Below are 17,659 nucleotides of genomic sequence, written 5' to 3'. Positions count from 1 at the left end.
CCGCAACGGCCTCGCGCGCAGGGCTGCGGTCAGCCGCGCATCCATGCCTGCCGCAGGGACTGCGCGGCGACGGCGGCCTTGTTGTTCTCGGCGGCGGCGCCTGCCGGCGACAACGCCACGGCGCCGCTGTCAGGCAGCGCGGCGGCCACGAGCGGCAGGTGCAGCAGGCGCTGGTCGCGCGACACCAGCAGCGTGGCCCGGCCGTCGTCCGGCAGCAGGCGCAGCAGGTCGTCGAGCCGGCGCAGCCGCCAGTCGTCGACGCCGAGCAGTTCGTCGCCGGCCGACAGCCCGGCCGCTTCGGCGGCCCCGCCGCGCAGCACGTGGCTCACCTTGATGCCGGTCAGCGCACTCTCCGCCACCCGCAGGCCCAGCCGCTGGGCCATCGTCGGCGCCTGCTGCGACCAGGTCACGCCGGCGCGCTGCAGCAGCTCCTTCAGCGGCAGCTCGCCGGTGCCGTGCACCCAGGCCTGCAGCTCGGCCGCCATCGAGCGGCCGCCCACCTCGTGCAGCACCGCGGCGATGTCGTCCTGCGAGATCGGCCCGCCGTCGCTGCGCGCCCACAGGCCGCGCATCACGTCGTCCAGCGAGCCCTGGCCGCGCGTGCGCAGCGTCAGGTCGAGCGCGAGCGCCACCAGCGAGCCCTTGGTGTAGTAGCTGATCGTCGCGTTCGGCGTGTTCTCGTCGCCGCGGTAGTACTTGACCCAGGCATCGAAGCTCGATTGCGCGACGCTCTGCACCTGCCGGCCCGGCGCGGCCAGCACGCCGGTCACCGTCTTCGCGAGCAGCTTCAGGTAGCGCGGCTCGTCGACCAGGCCGGCGCGCAGCAGCAGCAGGTCGTCGTAGTACGAGGTGAAGCCCTCGAAGAACCACAGCAGTTCGGTGTAGTTCTCCTGCGTGTAGTCGTAGCGCGCGAACTCGGCCGGGCGCAGGCGCTTGACGTTCCAGGTGTGGAAATACTCGTGGCTGATCAGCCCGAGCAGCGTCACGTAGCCATCGCTCAGGTCGGTCTTCAGCTCGGCCTTCGGCTCCGCCGGCGGCCTGGCGCCCGGCCGCGCGCGCTGCGGCAGGTCGCGCCGGGCCGCGATCAGCGCGGTGCTGGCCCGGTGCTCCAGCCCGCCGTAGCCGTCGTCCACCGCGTTCAGCATGAACACGTAGCGCTTGAAGTGAGGCTTCTTGCGGCCGTGCCAGAACGCGATCTCGGCCTCGCAGATGCGACGCGCATCGGCCAGCAGGCGCTCGCCGTCGAAATCGGGCAGCGCGCCGGCCACGATGAACTCGTGCGGCACGCCGGCCGCCTTGAACTCGCCGCGCCAGAAGTCGCCCAGCTCGACCGGGTGGTCGACCAGTTCGTCGTAGTCGGCCGCCTGGTACAGGCCCTGGCCGCGCGCATCGGTCTTGACCGCCGGCAGCGCGGTGCCCACGCGCCAGCCCTTCGGCAGGCCGCGCATCTCGACCGCCTGCGGCTCGGCCTCGCGCCCTTCGACGCGCAGGAAGACGCTGGTGCCGTTGTAGAAGCCGCGCTGCGCATCGAGGAAGGCGGTGCGCACCGAGGTGTCGAACGCGTAGACGAGGTAGCTGACGGTCAGCGCGCCGCGGCCGTCGCAGGCGGCCAGCCAGGTGGCCTTGTCGAGCTGCTGCAGCGCGATCTCGCGCGAGCCCTGGCGGGCCTGCAGCTGCGACAGGTGGCGCGCGAACTCGCGCACCAGGTAGCTGCCGGGGATCCACGCTGGCAGGCTCAGGCGCTGCTGCGCGGCCGGCTGCGGCACGGTGAGCGTCACGCGGAACTGGTGCGCGTGCACATCGGCGATCTCGATGCGGTGGGAAATCATGGGATCAGGAAGGCCGCTCGGGGGGCGGCCATGCGCTCATGCAGGGGTTTTCTGCGGGCGCCATTGTCACCGCAGGGCGGCTGCCCTGCTCGACCGCGTCACTTGACGGCGGTGGTGGCGGCGCTGCTCACGAGCAGCTGCTTCTCGATCTGCTCGAGCGGCATCGCACCGGGGAAGCGCGTGCCGTCGGCGAACACCAGCGCCGGCGTGCCGTTGATGCGGTATTTCTTGCCCATCGCGACGTTGCGATCGAGCGGCGTCTCGCAGCTGCCCATCGAACGCGGCGGCGGCTCGCTGCGCAGCATCCAGCCCAGCCACACCTTGCTCGGCTCCTTCGCGCACCAGATGTCGCGCGACTTCTGCGGCGAATCGCCGCCCAGGATCGGGTACAGGAAGGTGTAGACGGTCACGTCCTTGATCTTCTGCAGGTCGGCCTCGAAGCGGCGGCAGTAGCCGCAGTTCGGGTCGGCGAAGACGGCGATGCGGCGCGCGCCGGTGCCGTTCTTCCAGACGATCGCGTCCTTCAGCGGCAGCTTGGCGAAATCGATCGCGGTCAGCTTGTTGATGCGCGCCTCGGTGAGGTTGGTGCGCGCCTTGGTGTCGATCAGCGACCCCTCGACCAGGTAGTTGCCCTGCTCGTCGGTGTAGAGGATTTCGGTGCCCATGCGCACTTCGTACAGGCCCGGGATCGGCGTCTTGGTGATCTCGTCGATCGGCGGCATGGCCAGGCGCTCGGCCAGGTTCTTGCGGATCTGCGCCTCGTCGGCATGGGCCGCCGGCGCCAGCAGCAGCGCGGCGATGAGGGGGGCCGCAAGGCAGGATCGGATCAACGGAAAGTTCAGCATGGCAATGCCTTCAGGTGTCGAGCGCCCGGGCGGTCAGCCAGCGCTTCAGCGGGGAGAGGTGGTTGACCAGAGTCATGCCGCGGTTGCGAAGTTCCCGCACCGCGGGTTGGTCCGTGGAAAACAACCGCCACAGGCCTCCGGTCAATTCTCCCATCGCCCGGGTGGGTGCGAGGCGTGAGCGTTCGTAACGGCGCAGCAGCTTGGCGTCTGATAGTTCACGCCACGGCTCCCGCGCTGCCAGCACCTGCGACAGCGCGGCCACGTCGGCCAGCCCGAGGTTCAATCCCTGGCCGGCCAAAGGGTGAACGACATGGGCCGCATCGCCCAGCAGCACCCAGCCGGGGCCGCACCAGGCGCTGGCGCGCGCCTGGATCAGCGGCCAGCCGGCGCGCGCCGACGCCAGGCTCAGCCGGCCGCAGGCGCCGCCGGTGGCGTCGTTCAAGGCCTGCTCGAAGGCCATGGCATCGAGTGCCAGCAGTTCCTGTGCACGCGCCTGCGGCAGCGACCAGACCAGCGCATGCGAGCAGCCCGCCTGCGGCAGGTCGAACGGCAGCAGCGCCAGGATGTCCGGCGCGCGGAACCATTGCCGGGCCACGTGGCGGTGCGGCTGGTCGGCGACCAGCCGCGCCGCGATCGCGACCTGGCCGTAGTCGTGGCGCTCGAAGCGCACGCCCAGCGCGGCCCGCGAGGCCGAGGCCTTGCCTTCGCACAGCGCCGTCAGCGGCGCCTGCACCTCGGTATCGGCATCGACGCCCGGCGCCAGCAGCTCGATGTGGGGCGAATAGCGCACCGCGGTGGCGAGCGCCTGCTCCAGCGCCGCCACGTCGGTGATGAAGGCCAGTTCGGCCACCTGCTGCTGCCAGGCCGAGAACTCGAGCGCCGCGCCGGCCGCATCGCCCTCGACACGCATCTCGTGCACCGCGGTCGCGGCCCCCGGCGGCAGCGCCTCCCAGACCTTCAGCGAGGCCAGCAGCGCGACCGAGCCGGGGTTCAGCGCGTAGGCGCGCACGTCTTCGCCGGCAGGCGGCGCGGCATCGGGCACCAGCGCGACTTTCAGCCCCTGCCGGGCCAGCGACAAGGCCAGCGCCTGGCCGACGATGCCGGCCCCTCGGACACACAGATCGAAGCGTTTCATGAGGTTTCATTGTAGGGACCGGCTCCACCCTGGCGCCCTTGAGGGCAGAATCGGTGCCCCCACGCTGCGCCCCTGCGGTCGACCGATTCGATGAAACCCTGGATCCGCAAACTCCTGCTGGCACTGGCCCTGCTGGTGCTGCTCTTCGGCGCCGTGCTCGTCTGGCTGGTGTCGACCTTCGACCCGAACGCCTACAAGGGCCTCGCGATCGACTGGATGAAAACCCACCGCGCCCGCACACTGGCGATCGACGGGCCGATCAAGCTGTCGGTGTTCCCGCGGCTGGCGGTGCAGCTGTCGGCCGTCAAGCTCAGCGAGAAAGGCCGCGCCGACGAGTTCGCGGCGCTCGACGAGGCCTCGCTGTCGGTCGCTGTGCTGCCGCTGCTGCGCCGGCAGCTGGTGGTCGACCACGTCAGCGCCCGCGGCCTGCGCCTGGTGTACCGGCGCGATGCGCAGGGCAAGACCAACATCGACGACCTGCTCGCCGGCGACGCGCCGCCGCCGGGCTCCCCGGCATCGCCGGCCAGCCAGGCCGCCGCCTCGGGCGCGCCGCTGCGCTTCGACGTCAGCAGCGTGCAGCTCGACGACCTGCGGCTGAGCCTGCGCGACGAGCGCGACCAGCTCTCCGGCGAGGTCACGCTGAACTCGCTGCACACCGGCCGGCTGGCCGACCAGGTGGAGTCGCCGGTCAAGCTGCAGGCCGAGCTGGCGATGAAGGCGCCGGCCGTCAAGGGCCGGCTGAGCGGCGAGACCAAGCTGACGCTGCTGCTCGCGCAGCAGGGCGTGAAGCTGCGCGACATGCAGCTCGGCTGGCAGGGCGATGCGTTCGGCGTGCAGGCGATGGACGTGAAGATCCAGGGCGCGCTCGGCTACGACGGCCAGCGCGGCACGCTCGACGCGCAGGACCTCGACCTCGGCCTCGGCGCGACGCTCGGTTCGCTGAAGCTGGCGGGCAGCCGGGTGCAGATCAAGCACTTCGCGTTCGACCCGGCGGCGCGCAACCTGTCGCTCAATGCGCTGCAGGTCAAGCTGGCCGGCACGCAGGGCGGCCAGCCGCTGTCGGCCACGCTCGACTGGCCCGAGCTGAACGTGAAGGGCGAGGCGCTGACCGGCAGCGCGCTGAGCGGCAAGCTGTCGCTCGAGGGCCCGACGGCGGTCGATGCGAGCTTCAAGTCGGCGGCGCCGGGCGGCAGCTTCGACATGGTCAAGGTGCCCGGTTTCGAGGCCACGTTCAAAGGCAGCATGAAGGGCACGGGACCTGGCAACACCGGCCAGCGCGAGCTGGCCGGCACGGTGCGCGCCGACCTGCAGCTGCAACCGGCCAAGAGTGCCTTCGCGCTCGACGCGCTGGCCGCCCAGCTGAAGATCCAGGAACCGTCGCTGCAGCCGCTGGTGCTGGACATGCGCGGCAAGGCCGACGCATCGCCGCAGGCGGCGCACTGGACGCTGGCCGGGCAGATCAACGCCAACCCGTTCCGCAGCGAAGGCGCCGTCACGCTGGCCGGCACGCCGATCACCGTGAAGGCGTCGGCCAACTTCGAGGCGCTGGACCTGAACCGGCTGCTGCCGCCGTCCAGCACGGCACCCGCCCCGGCGCCCGCCGCCACCGAGAAGCCGGCCGCCGACACCCCCGTCGACCTGTCGCCGCTGCGCGCGCTGCAGGGCGAATTCAGCCTGCGCATCGGCAGCTTCGCGTACCAGACCTACCGCGTCAGCGACGCCGCGCTCGATGCCTCGCTGCAGGGCGGCATGCTGCGCGTCAGCAAGCTGTACGGCAAGACCTGGGGCGGCGTGCTCGACGCGACCGCGTTCGCCGATGCGCGCGCAAGCCGCGTCGCGGTGAAGGCGACGGCCACCGGCGTCAACGTCAACACGCTGCTGAAGGATGTCGCGAAGAAGGACATCCTCGAAGGCACCGGCCGCGTGGTCGCCGACATCGAAACGGCCGGGCGCAGCGTCAACGAGATGAAGGCACGGCTGAAAGGCACCGCCGCGTTGCAGCTGCGTGATGGCGCGATCAAGGGCATCAACCTCGCGAAGAGCCTGCGCCAGGCCAAGGCGGCGCTGTCGATGAAGCAGGACAGCGCGCAGAAATCGAACGTGGCCGAGAAGACCGATTTCTCGGAGCTGACGGCCAGCTTCGTGATCACCGACGGCATCGCGCGCAACGCCGACCTCGATGCCAAGAGCCCGTTCCTGCGGCTCAACGGCTCGGGCATGGTCGACATCGGCCGCAGCCGCATCGACTACACCGCGCGTGCCACGGTCGCCAACACCACGAAGGGCCAGGACGGCGCCGACCTCGCGGCCCTGAAGGGCGTGACCGTGCCGGTGCTGCTGACCGGGCCGCTGGACGCGATCGACTGGAAGATCCAGTGGTCGCAGATCGCCGCCCAGGTGCTGAAGAGCGAAGTCACCGGCAAGGCCGAGGAGAAACTCAAGGAAAGCCTGCGCGGCAAGCTCGGCCTGCCGTCGGCGGCGAGCGGCGCGGCCTCGGGGCCGCAGCCGTCGACCAAGGACCAACTGAAAGACAAGCTGAAGGGGCTGTTCAAGTGAGCGAGCTGGCGGAAGGGGATGTGCAGGTGACGCTGCGCAGCGTGCACGTGTACCCGGTGAAGAGCTGTGCCGGCGTGGCGCTCGACGAATCGCTGCTGATCGAGACCGGGCTCGAGTTCGACCGCGCGTGGATGGTGGTCGATGCCGCCGGCCGCTTCGTGAGCCAGCGCGAACTGCCGCGCATGGCGCTGATCCGCACGACGCTGAAGCACACCGAGCTGGTGCTGCGCGCGCCCGGCATGCTGGCGCTGCACCTGGCGCTCGATGCGGTGGAGGCGCCGCGCCAGGTCACCGTGTGGAACGACACCGTCGCGGCCTACGACATGGGCGACCTGGCGGCGCAATGGTTCAGCGATTTCCTGGCGGTGCAGGGCAACGGCGACGTGAAGTTCCCGCTGCGCCTGGCGCGCTTCGACCCCGAGCAGAAGCGGCTGTCGAGCAAGCAGTGGAGCGGCGACATCGATGCCGAGAACGCATTCAGCGACGGCTTTCCGCTGCTGGTGGTCTCGCAGGCCTCGCTCGACGAGCTGAACGAGCGCCTCGCACGCAAGGACGTGGCCGCGGTGACGATGGCGCGCTTCCGGCCGAACCTGGTGCTCGACGGGCTGGACGCGCACGGCGAGGATTTCCTCGACGAGATCCGCTTCGACACGCCCGAGGGGCCGGTGCGGCTGCGCCTGGTCAAGCCCTGCCCACGCTGCCCGATCCCGAACGTCGACCCCGAGACCGGCGAGCCGGGGCACGAGCCGGGCGACACGCTGTCGACCTACCGCGCTGATGAGCGACTCGACGGCAAGATCACCTTCGGCATGAACGCGGTGATCGTCGAGGGCATCGAGTGCGGGCTGCGCAGCGGGCTGGCGGGCAGCGCGAGCATCCGTTTCTGAGCGGCGCCTGACGTGGCGCGCCTTCGCAACTGGCAGCTGTTCGCCGCCTGCGTGCTGACCTGGGGCACGACCTGGCATGCGATCACGTACCAGGTCGGCGTCACGACGCCGGAGTTCGGCGTCGCGTTGCGCTTCGCGCTGGCCAGCGCGGTGATCCTCGCGTTCGCCGCGGCGCGCGGCATCTCGCTGCGTTTCGCGCCGCGCCAGCACGTCTGGTTCGCGCTGCAGGGCATGTTCCTGTACGGCGTGTCGTACCTGTGCGTCTACCACGCCGAGCGGCTGCTGCCGTCGGGGCTGGTCGCGGTCAGCTACTCGGCCTCGCCGCTGATCACCGGGCTCGGCGCACGCTGGCTGTTCGGCGTCGCGGTCTCTCCGCGCTTCGTCGCCGGCGGCCTGCTCGGGCTGGCCGGCGTCGCCCTCGTCTTCTGGCCGGAGTTCGGCCAGGCGCGCGATGCGGCGGGCACCACCCTGGGCGCGCTGTTCACGGTCGGCGCGGTGCTGCTGTCGGGCGTCGGCAGTCTCGCAGCCAGCCGCAACGGCGCGCGCGGCCTGCCGTTCTGGCCGGCCCTCGGCTTCGGCATGCTGTACGGCGCGCTGTGCTGCTTCATCGCGGCGCTGGCCGGCGGGCAGCCGATGGCGCTGCCGGCCGTCGCGTCGTGGTGGATCGCGCTGCTGTACCTGTCGCTGGCCGGCTCGGTGCTGACCTTCGCCTGCTACCTGACACTGATGCAGCGCCTCGGGCCGGGCCCGGCCGGCAGCATCGGCGTGATGACGCCGCTGCTGGCGCTGGCCGTCTCGATGGCCTTCGAGCACTACCAGCCGGATGTGCTGACGGCTGTCGGCGCGGCGCTGGCGGTGGCCGGGAACGTGCTGATGCTGCGCCGCGGCACGCCGCCCGCGGCCCCGGCCGAAGCCACCCGGCTCAGGGGCGGCGCTCCGGCAGCGGAATGAACTCGGTCTCGCCGGGCACGCCGGCGAAGCGCTGGGCCGCCCAGTCGTCGGCGGCCTCGGCGATGCGGTCCTTGCGGCTGGAGACGAAGTTCCACCACATGAAGCGGTGGCCGAGCGGCTCGCCGCCGATCAGCATCACGCGCGCGCCCTGCGGCGCCTCGAGCACCGGCTCGGCGCCTTCGGGCAGCACGACCATCTCGCCCGGCGGCACCGCCTGGCCGTCGAGCGTGAACCCGTGGTCGATGCCGTACAGCGCCCGCTGCGGCGCCGCGGCCGGCACCTGCAGGCGGCCGCCCGGCGGCAGCGCCAGGTCGGCGTAGAGGGTGGGCGACAGCGTCGGGGTCGGCGAGACCACGTCGAACGCGCTGCCGATCAGCACGCGCACCGTGGTGCCGCCCACCGTCAGCGTGGGGATGGCCGCGGCCGCGGTGTGCGAGAAGCTCGGCGCGTCTTCCTCGTGCTCGGCCGGCAGCGCGGCCCACAGCTGCAGCCCATGGCTGCGGCGCACGACGTGGCGCAGGTCGTCGGGTGCGCGCTCGGAGTGGGTGATGCCGCGGCCGGCCGTCATCCAGTTGATGGCGCCGGGCTCGATGCGCTGCACGATGCCGGTGCTGTCGCGGTGCAGCATCGCGCCCTCGAACAGGTAGGTGACGGTGGCCAGGCCGATGTGCGGGTGCGGACGCACGTCGTGGTTGTCGCTCGGCTGGGCGGTGATGGGGCCGAAGTGGTCGAAGAACAGGAAGGGGCCGACCGATTGCTGCTGCGACGAGGGCAGCAGCCGGCGGACGGTGAAGCCGCCGCCGAGGTCCTTGGTGTGCGGGTTCAGGCGCAGGAGTTCGAGCATCGGAGGGTCCCTCGAAGGGGTCTGGAACGGGGTCGAGCGGGCAGTGTAGGCCGAGCGCTTAAAATTCGTCCCTCTCTCTCGACCTGCGAAAGCCCCCTCCATGAGCCTCAAATGCGGCATCGTGGGCCTGCCCAACGTCGGCAAGTCCACCCTTTTCAACGCGCTGACGAAAGCCGGCATCGCGGCCGAGAACTACCCGTTCTGCACGATCGAGCCGAACGTCGGCATCGTCGAGCTGCCCGACCCGCGCCTGCAGGCCTTGTCGGCGATCGTGAAGCCCGAACGCATCGTGCCGGCGATCGTCGAGTTCGTCGACATCGCCGGGCTGGTGGCCGGTGCGTCCAAGGGCGAGGGCCTGGGCAACCAGTTCCTGGCCCACATCCGCGAGACCGACGCGATCGTCAACGTGGTGCGCTGCTTCGATGACGAGAACGTGATCCACGTCGCCGGCAAGGTCGACCCGATCTCCGACATCGAGGTGATCCAGACCGAGCTGTGCCTGGCCGACCTGGCCACGGTCGAGAAGACGCTGCAGCGCTCGATCAAGGCGGCCAAGTCCGGCAACGACAAGGAAGCGGCCAAGCTGGTCGACGTGCTGCAGAAGTGCCAGGCCGCGCTGAACGAAGCGAAGCCGGTGCGCGGCATCGCGTTCAGCAAGGAAGAGCAGGTGATCCTGAAGCCGCTGTGCCTGATCACCGCGAAGCCGGCGATGTTCGTCGGCAACGTCGACGAGGGCGGCTTCGAGAACAACCCCTACCTCGACAAGCTGCGCGCCTATGCCGAGGGCCAGAAGGCGCCGGTGGTGGCGATCTGCGCGAAGACCGAGGCCGAGCTGGCCGACATGCCGGACGAAGACCGGCTGATGTTCCTGCAGGAGATGGGCCAGAGCGAGCCGGGCCTGAACCGGCTGATCCGCGCGGCGTTCGGCCTGCTCGGGCTGCAGACCTACTTCACCGCCGGCGTGAAGGAAGTGCGCGCCTGGACCATCCACATCGGCGACACCGCGCCGCAGGCGGCCGGCGTGATCCACACCGACTTCGAGCGCGGCTTCATCCGCGCGCAGACCATCGGCTTCGACGACTTCATCGCGTTCAAGGGCGAGCAGGGCGCGAAGGATGCCGGCAAGATGCGGGCGGAAGGCAAGGAGTACGTGGTGAAGGATGGAGACGTGATGAACTTCCTGTTCAACGTCTGAGTCGATCGGGTGGGATCCGGACGTCCCGTGCAGGAGATGCCATGAACCGTCGCGCGGTGGCCCCGAAAGGAGTTCTCACGGCAGCCGATCAGGACGAATCCGGTTGGCAATCTGCTGACGATCTGGCAGTTCGCATCGCAAGCATTCTGGAGGTCACGCGCGGCCAGGTCGTGCGTGCTGTCAACGCGGCGACGGTAACGGCCTACTGGCATATCGGTCATGAATTGGTCGAGGCCCTGCAGCAGGGTGCAGAGCGGGCGGCCTATGGCAAGTCCTTGATCGATCGCTTGGCCCGGCAACTGACCCAACGACATGGCAGGGGCTTCTCGGCGACCAACCTGGGGTACTTTCGCCAGTTCTACCTGGCCTACCCCGACAGAATTTCCCATCCACCGGGTGGCAAATCGGGTCCGTCACCTGTACCCACCGACATTCCCCACCCACCGGGTGGGGAATCCACCTTCCATCCCCATCTCAGCTGGTCGCACTACCGCGCCTTGATGCGAGTGCAGGACGGTGACGCCCGGGCGTTCTATGAAGCCGAGGCGGTGAAAGCCAATTGGTCGCGCCGGGACCTGGAACGGCAGATCAACACGCTGTACCACCAGCGCCTGCTGGCCAGCGCCGACCAGCCCGGCATGCTGCAGCAAAACCGACACGAGCCGAGCCAAACGCTACGCCCGATCGATGTGCTGAAGGACCCCTACGTGCTGGAGTTTCTCGACCTGCCCGACACGCAGCAGCTGCACGAGAGTCAACTCGAAGATGCCATCATCACGCGCCTTCAGCAGTTCCTGCTGGAGTTGGGGCGAGGATTTTCTTTCGTGGCACGCCAGAAGCGCGTGCGTTTCGCCGACAAGGACTTCTACGTCGACCTCGTCTTCTACAACTACCTTCTCAAATGCTTCGTGCTTGTCGACCTGAAGATCGGCGAACTCACGCACCAGGATATCGGCCAGATGGACGGCTATGTCCGCCTGTATGAAGAACAGCAGCGCGTCGCCGGGGACAACCCCACCATCGGATTGATCCTCTGCTCAGAAAAGAACGAGGCCGTGGCACGGTACTCCGTGCTGCATGAGAGTGAGCAACTGTTCGCATCGCGCTACCGCTTCACCCTGCCCAGTGAAGAAGAACTGCAACGTGAGTTGGAGCGCGAACGCGCACTGATCGAAGCCCAGACCGACAGCCAGCCCACCCCGGGCGCTTGACCACTGTCCTCCCGCAAAGGAGCCGCGTCGCGCCAACGCGAGATCAACGCTCTCGCCCTATTCCGCCCCCGCCTCCCACGGCCGCGTCTTCAACCACTTGCGCCACCAGCGCGGCCGCTGGCGCTGCGGCGCGAGCGTCGTCAGCTGGCGCAGCCGCGCCCCGCTGCCCGGGCGCATGCGGCCGAGGTGCGACACCAGCGCGTCCACCAGCGCCTGCGGCGTGTCGCGCCGGTCCTCCGGCAGGTGCGCCACCACCGCGTGCAGTTGCAGCGTCTCGGCGCCCGGCAGCTCGCCGGTGTAGTGCTGGGCCTGGTGGATGATGCGGTGCACGGTCATCAGCACCTCGCCGGGATTGGCCACGCCGTCGAGCAGCGCGACCACCCGCTGCTCGTTGAAGCGCACCACGACATCGGACGCGCGCATGCCCTGCTGCACCTGCCGGCCCGCCATCAGCAGCGCCTGCTCGGCGATCGAGGCCCCCTGGCGCAGCCGGATATCGCGCAGGTTGACGACCTCGAACATCACCACCGCGCTGCGGATGGCGTGCCGCTGGCTGCGGAACTTCATCTGCGCGAGCCGCGGCAGCAGCTCCTTCGGGCGCAGCAGGCCGGTCACCAGGTCGTATTGCGCGGCCTCGCGCAGCCGCGCCGACACCACGTCGTGGTCGCGCCGCAGCAGCGACATCGCATAGAGCAGCAGCGGCAGGTCGATCGCGCTCGCGAACAGCAGCCCGTATTGCGAGAACAGCCCGCTGGCCACCACGCCGAAGCCCTTCAGCAGCGGCAGTGCCGCCCCCGCCCCCAGCACGATCTGGCCAGCCGCCAGCCAGCGCACGTGCGGCAGCTGCCAGCGCAGCGAACGCACCAGCAGGCCGCCGCCCACCAGCATCGACAGCGCGCCGAACGAGCGCGTCAGGAACCAGCGCTCGGCCAGGTCGAGGAACGGGTAGGCCGCCGCCAGCAGCGCGGCCAGCACGATGCACAGCCACACCAGCGCCCGCTCGAGCGGGCCGATCACCGCCTGCGGCACCGCCGAGCGCAGGAACGCCAATCCGACCGCGCCGAGCAGCACCGGGCTCAGCATCAACAGCGCGGCGCTCAGCGCCGGCTCCTCGCCGACCAGCGTCTGGTGGACCTGGCCGCTCAGGCAGGCGAGCGTCAGGATCATCGCCACCAGGTAGGCGCTGCACCAGCCGAGCGCGCCGTCGCGGTGGACCATCGCCTGCACCACCACGTACAGCAAGGCCAGCAGCGCGAGCCCGAAGTACGCCCCGATGAAGAGCTGGGCCGTGCCCTGGCTTTCGAGCAGGTCGCGCGGGCTGCGGATCAGCGGCGCGCCGCCGAGCGTGGCGGGATGCTCCAGGCGCAGCAGGTAGGTGGTGGCGCGCTGCGCGTCGGCATGCAGCTGGAACACCGGCAGCGACGCGCGCACGGGCCATTGCGAGATGGGCGTCAGCACGCCGCTCGCCTGCGGCGCCCCGATGCGGGCCTCGGGCCCGACGCGGTACACCTCGGCGCGCATCAGCGTCGCGTGTGGCAGCTCGAGGAACCAGTCGGCTTCGTTGCCCGCCCCCACCTGCACGCTGAAGCGCACCCAGGTCACGGCCGGCCAGCGCGCACCGAACACCTCGTCGTCCGGCAGCGGCTGCCAGCCGCCGCTCTCGGCCAGCACCGCCGGGGCCGACGCCTGCCCGGTCGGGTCGACGCGGAACTCCGCCCCGTCGGCCAGGCTGCGGGCCGGGCCATGCACCGTCAGCTGCAGCGTCACCGCGGCGCACCAGGCGGGCAGCACGGCGAGCAGCAGCAACAGCAGGCGCAGGAATCGGGGGCAGCGGGGCGACAAGACGGGAGTCCGGTGGATCGGCGGTGGGTCGTGAGGGAGGGCGGCGCGCATTCTGGCGTCGATATCGTCGGGATTCGCCCGATGCAGCGCAAGCGAAACGGACTGTTACGCTCTGCCTTTCTCCCACCCAGCCGCCACCCGGCCGCCACCATGAGCCCCGTCACCGCCCCCAATCTCGCCCTCTCCCCGATCGTCGCCGGTGCCTGGCGCATGGCCGACTGGGGCTGGACCGCCGAACAGCGCCTGCACTGGATCGAGCACTGCATGGAGCTCGGCGTGACGAGCTTCGACCACGCCGACATCTACGGCGGCTACCGTGTCGAGACGCTGTTCGGCGAAGCGCTCGCGCTGAAGCCGATGCTGCGCCAGCACATGCAGCTGGTCAGCAAGTGCGGCATCCGGCTGGTCGGCGAGGCCCGGCCCGAGCACCGGGTGAAGCACTACGACACCTCGGCGGCGCACATCACGCGCAGCGTCGAGAACTCGCTGCGCGCGCTGCAGACCGACCACCTCGACCTGCTGCTGATCCACCGCCCCGATGCGCTGATGGACGCCGACGACGTGGCCGAGGCCTTCACCGCGCTGCGCCAGTCCGGCAAGGTGCGGGCCTTCGGGGTGTCGAACTTCGCGCCGGCGCAGTTCGAGCTGTTGAACAGCCGCATCGCGCTGGCCACCAACCAGGTCGAGCTGCACCCGCTGCACCTGTCCCCGCTGCACGACGGCACGCTGGACCAGTGCCAGCGGCTGCGCCTGCGGCCGATGATCTGGTCGCCTCTCGCCGGCGGTGCGCTGCTGACCGGCGGCGACGAACGCGCGCGCCGCGTGCAGGCCGCGCTGCAGGCGGTCGGGCAGCGCCACGGCGTCAGCGCCGCGACCGTCGCCTACGCCTGGCTGCTGCGCCACCCGACCCGCCCGCATCCGATGACCGGCTCGCACCGGCTGGAGGCGATCCGCGAGGCGCTGGCCGCACTGCAACTGAAGCTGGACGCCGAGTCCTGGACCGAAATCTGGCAGGCCGGCGCCGGCCACGAAGTGGCCTGACCGGCCGATCGAGGTGGTAGGCTCCCCGTGCCCCCACCTCGCCCCATCGATTCGATGACGCCAGCGACGCCCCGCCCCACGCCGCCCTGGCCGCTCGCGCTGGCGGGCACCGCCATCGCCTATGCGGTGGTCGGCTGGGCCGCGCTGCTGCTGGCGATCCCGCCGAGCCTCGCGTCGCCGCTGTACCCCTCCGCCGGCATCGCGCTGGCCTGCCTGCTGGCCTACGGCTGGCGGGTGCTGCCCGGGGTGCTGGTCGGCTCGTTCCTGGTCAACGCCGGCATCAGCATCGAGCAGGCGGGGTTCAGCCTCGCGGGCCTGGCGGTGCCGGCCGCGATCGCCGTCGGCGCCACGCTGCAGGCGGCGCTCGCCGCGGCCCTGGTGCAGCGCTTCGTGCACCGGCCGTTCACGTTGAGCGAGCCGCGCGACATCGCGCTCTTCTTCGGCCTCGGCGCGGTCGCCGCGAGCCTCGTCAGCTGCAGCGTCGCGACGCTCGCGCTGTGGCTGGCCGGCCGCGAGCCGATCGGCGAGCTGGCCTTCAACTGGTGGACCTGGTGGGCCGGCGATGCGCTGGGCGTGTTGATCGGCACGCCGATCGCGCTGACGCTGATCGGCCAGCCGCGCGACGAATGGGCCGCGCGGCGGCGCACCGTCGGCCTGACCCTCGGCATCGCCACGCTGCTGATGGCGCTCGGCGTGCGGCAGGTCGTGCAATGGGAAGACGCCCGCGTGCAGGCCGCGTTCGAGCGCGATGCGGTCCATGCGTCGTCCAACCTCGCCGCGCAGCTGCAGTACCCGCTGCATGCGCTGGAAGCATTGCGCGGCGTGATGATCTCGTCCGACGAGGTCTCGCGCGAGGAGATGCACCGCGCCGCCGCCGCCTGGCTCGAGGTCAGCGGCCATCTGCAGGCGCTCGGCTGGACCGAGCTGATGCCGCGCTCGCAGGTGCCGGCCTTCGAGGCCCGCGTGCGCGCGGCCGGCCTGCCCGGCTACCACGTGTTCGACCGCTTCGACTCCGGCTTCAAGCCGGCACCCGACGACACCGTGGCGGCGATCCGCTACATCGAGCCGCAGGCCCCGAACGCCGCGGCGCTGGGCGTCAACACCCGCTCGATCGCCGCGGCGCGCACGGCGATCGATTCGGCCGTGCGCACCGACCGGCCGGCCGCCAGCGCCGGCTTCCTGCTGACGCAGGACGGCGCCGGCACGCAGACCGGCGTCGTGATCTACCAGGCCGTCTACAACGGCATGCCGGCCACCGTCAGCGACCGCGTCGCGGCGGCGCGCGGCGTGGTGTTCGTGACGCTGCGCATGGACGATGCGCTGCGTTCGTTCCAGAGTTCGCTACCGCACTACCTCGACGTGTGCATCGTCGACACCGACCCGATCGCCGAGCGGCGGCGCCTGGCCGGCAGCACCGGCTGCGAGATGCTGTCGGCCGACCTGTCGCACGTGCGCTCGTTCGCGTTCGCCGGGCGGCAATGGGACCTGCGCGTCACCTCGACGCGCTCCGCGGTGCCGCACGTGCGCGAGCGCAATGCGCTGCTGTTCTCGCTGGTGGGCCTGCTCGCGACCTCGATGCTGGGCGCGCTGATGCTGACGGTGACCGGCCGCACGCGCCGCATCGAGGCCGCCGTCAACGACCGCACCGCGGCGCTGCAGCGCGAGATCGCCGAACGCCAGCGCACCGAGTCCGACCTGCGCGAGAGCGAGCAGCGCTTCCGCAACATCCTGAACCACGTGCCGATCGGCGTCGTCTACACCGACCTGCACGGCAACGTGAAGCAGGTGAATCCGCAGTACTGCGACCTGACCGCCTACGGCGCCGAGGCGCTGGTCGACATGAACGTCGCCGCGCTCACGCACCCCGACGACCGCGCGCAGGACCTCGAGATGACGAGCCAGCTGCTGCGCGGCGAGATCCCGATGTACCGGCGCCAGGGCCGCTACGTCACGCGCGACGGGCGCCAGGTGTGGGTGCAGACCATCGTCACGCTGCTGCGCGACATGCAGGGCCAGCCGCGGCGCATCGTCGGCGTGGTCGAGGACATCACCGAGCACCTGCGGCTGGCCGAGGCCGAGCGGGCGCGCGAGCTGGCCGAGGCGGCGAACCGCGCGAAGAGCGATTTCCTGTCGCGCATGAGCCATGAACTGCGCACGCCGCTGAACGCGATGCTCGGCTTCGCGCAGCTGCTCGAGCTGGACCAGAACCACCCGCTGCCGATCGCACAGCGGCCCTGGGTGACGCAGATCCAGAGCGCCGGCTGGCACCTGCTGGACATGATCAACGACGTGCTCGACCTGTCGCGCATCGAATCGGGCACGCTGAACCTGCAGTCCGATGCGCTCGACCTGCACGAGGCGGTGGCCGCGGCGCTGTCGCTGGTCGAGCAGGACGCGCGCCGCCGCGGCATCACGATCACGCAGGAGCTGGCCGACAACGCCGCGCGCGTCACCGGCGACGCCACGCGCGTGAAGCAGATCCTGATCAACCTGCTGAGCAACGCGGTGAAGTACAACACCGAGGGCGGGCGCATCCACGTCGCGTCGCGACGCGGCAGTGCCGGCGGTGGTGGTGGAGGTCATCGCGATTGCGTCGAGATCACCATCACCGACACCGGCCTGGGCATGACGCCGCAGCAGCTGTCGCAGCTGTTCCAGCCGTTCAACCGGCTCGGGCGCGAGCGCTCGTCGCTGGAAGGCACCGGCATCGGCCTCGTGATCAGCCAGCGGCTGGCCGAGCTGATGGGCGGCTCGGTGCGCGCGCGCAGCACCGCCGGCGAGGGCTCGTCGTTCATCCTGACGCTGCCGCGTGCCAGCCCTGCCGAGAGCACGCCGGCCGGGCTGGACGAGATCGCGCCCGAGACCGGCAGCTACCACCAGCGCGTCGTCCACTACGTCGAGGACAACGAGACCAACGTCGAGGTGATGCGCGGCATCCTGGCGCGCCGGCCGCAGGTGCAGTTCGACGTCTCGGTGACCGGGCTGGACGGGCTGGCGGCGATCCGCGCGCGCCGGCCCGACCTGATCCTGCTCGACATGCACCTGCCCGACATCGACGGCATGGAGCTGCTGCGCCACCTGAAGGCCGACCCGGGCACCGCGAGCATCCCGGTGGTGGTGGTGTCGGCCGATGCACTGGGCAGCCAGATCGAGACCGCGATGGCCGCCGGCGCCCGGCAGTACCTGACCAAGCCGGTCAGCGTGAGCCAGCTGCTCGGCGTCGTCGATGCGGTGCTGGACGACGTCGAGACGAGGTTTGGCTAGGGCCGAGCGCCGGGCCGCCCCAAGCCGGCCCGCATCCCCTCGGGGGATCGCTCGACGTA

The 17,659-nt window shown here is 70.7% G+C and carries 12 protein-coding genes; 7 read left to right on the top strand and 5 right to left on the bottom strand.

Annotation, left to right across the window (positions count from 1 at the left end; genetic code table 11):
- Positions 1 to 29: 29 nt before the first annotated feature.
- The 3 genes from AC1DXV_RS10135 to AC1DXV_RS10125 form a co-directional block, all read right to left on the bottom strand.
- Positions 30 to 1,829, bottom strand: a complete 1,800-nt coding sequence (locus AC1DXV_RS10135; RefSeq protein WP_477933437.1) for a M61 family metallopeptidase — start codon at positions 1,827 to 1,829, stop codon at positions 30 to 32.
- A 98-nt stretch (positions 1,830 to 1,927) separates the two neighbouring features.
- Positions 1,928 to 2,674 carry a DsbC family protein gene (locus tag AC1DXV_RS10130; RefSeq protein ID WP_477870398.1) on the bottom strand — a complete coding sequence of 249 codons (747 nt, stop codon included), beginning with the start codon at positions 2,672 to 2,674 and terminating at the stop codon, positions 1,928 to 1,930.
- Positions 2,675 to 2,684: 10 nt separating this feature from the next.
- Positions 2,685 to 3,809, bottom strand: a complete 1,125-nt coding sequence (locus tag AC1DXV_RS10125) for an FAD-dependent monooxygenase (protein WP_477870396.1) — start codon at positions 3,807 to 3,809, stop codon at positions 2,685 to 2,687.
- Positions 3,810 to 3,899: 90 nt separating this feature from the next.
- Between AC1DXV_RS10125 and AC1DXV_RS10120 the strand changes: the two genes are divergently transcribed.
- From AC1DXV_RS10120 to AC1DXV_RS10110, 3 genes are read left to right on the top strand one after another with little or no spacing between them, the layout of a single operon-like run.
- Positions 3,900 to 6,365 carry an AsmA family protein gene (locus tag AC1DXV_RS10120; protein ID WP_477933435.1) on the top strand — a complete coding sequence of 822 codons (2,466 nt, stop codon included), beginning with the start codon at positions 3,900 to 3,902 and terminating at the stop codon, positions 6,363 to 6,365.
- The gene (locus AC1DXV_RS10115) at positions 6,362 to 7,252 is read left to right on the top strand and encodes an MOSC domain-containing protein (protein WP_477871131.1); all 891 of its coding nucleotides are present in this window, start codon (positions 6,362 to 6,364) and stop codon (positions 7,250 to 7,252) included. The genes AC1DXV_RS10120 and AC1DXV_RS10115 overlap by 4 nt, the downstream gene beginning before the upstream one ends.
- Before the next feature lie 12 nt (positions 7,253 to 7,264).
- Positions 7,265 to 8,203, top strand: a complete 939-nt coding sequence (locus tag AC1DXV_RS10110; protein WP_477933433.1) for a DMT family transporter — start codon at positions 7,265 to 7,267, stop codon at positions 8,201 to 8,203.
- Here AC1DXV_RS10110 and AC1DXV_RS10105 read toward each other — a convergent pair.
- Complete coding sequence (locus AC1DXV_RS10105) at positions 8,175 to 9,047, bottom strand: pirin family protein (protein ID WP_477933431.1); 873 nt, start codon at positions 9,045 to 9,047, stop codon at positions 8,175 to 8,177. The genes AC1DXV_RS10110 and AC1DXV_RS10105 overlap by 29 nt on opposite strands.
- Before the next feature lie 100 nt (positions 9,048 to 9,147).
- Here AC1DXV_RS10105 and ychF point away from each other — a divergent pair, with 100 nt between their 5' ends.
- Both ychF and AC1DXV_RS10095 read left to right on the top strand, forming a co-directional pair.
- Positions 9,148 to 10,242 carry a redox-regulated ATPase YchF gene (gene ychF, locus AC1DXV_RS10100; RefSeq protein WP_477869402.1) on the top strand — a complete coding sequence of 365 codons (1,095 nt, stop codon included), beginning with the start codon at positions 9,148 to 9,150 and terminating at the stop codon, positions 10,240 to 10,242.
- 41 nt (positions 10,243 to 10,283) lie between these two features.
- Positions 10,284 to 11,453, top strand: a complete 1,170-nt coding sequence (locus AC1DXV_RS10095; protein WP_477869400.1) for a PDDEXK nuclease domain-containing protein — start codon at positions 10,284 to 10,286, stop codon at positions 11,451 to 11,453.
- Between the two features lie 57 nt (positions 11,454 to 11,510).
- On the opposite strand, the gene AC1DXV_RS10090 is transcribed toward AC1DXV_RS10095, so the two are convergent.
- Positions 11,511 to 13,295, bottom strand: a complete 1,785-nt coding sequence (locus AC1DXV_RS10090) for a sensor domain-containing diguanylate cyclase (protein WP_477933429.1) — start codon at positions 13,293 to 13,295, stop codon at positions 11,511 to 11,513.
- Positions 13,296 to 13,445: 150 nt separating this feature from the next.
- Here AC1DXV_RS10090 and AC1DXV_RS10085 point away from each other — a divergent pair, with 150 nt between their 5' ends.
- Together AC1DXV_RS10085 and AC1DXV_RS10080 are read left to right on the top strand one after the other, a co-directional pair.
- A complete protein-coding gene (locus AC1DXV_RS10085; protein ID WP_477870438.1) occupies positions 13,446 to 14,336 on the top strand; it encodes an aldo/keto reductase in 891 nt (296 codons plus the stop codon).
- Positions 14,337 to 14,390: 54 nt separating this feature from the next.
- Positions 14,391 to 17,600, top strand: coding sequence for a CHASE domain-containing protein (locus tag AC1DXV_RS10080; RefSeq protein WP_477933427.1), 3,210 nt, complete (start codon positions 14,391 to 14,393; stop codon positions 17,598 to 17,600).
- Positions 17,601 to 17,659 lie beyond the last annotated feature (59 nt).

This window comes from Rhizobacter sp. P3_C12 (genome assembly GCF_056402735.1).
The sequence above is the reverse complement of the archived record's forward strand: the minus strand, read 5'-3'. Positions and strand labels throughout refer to the sequence as shown.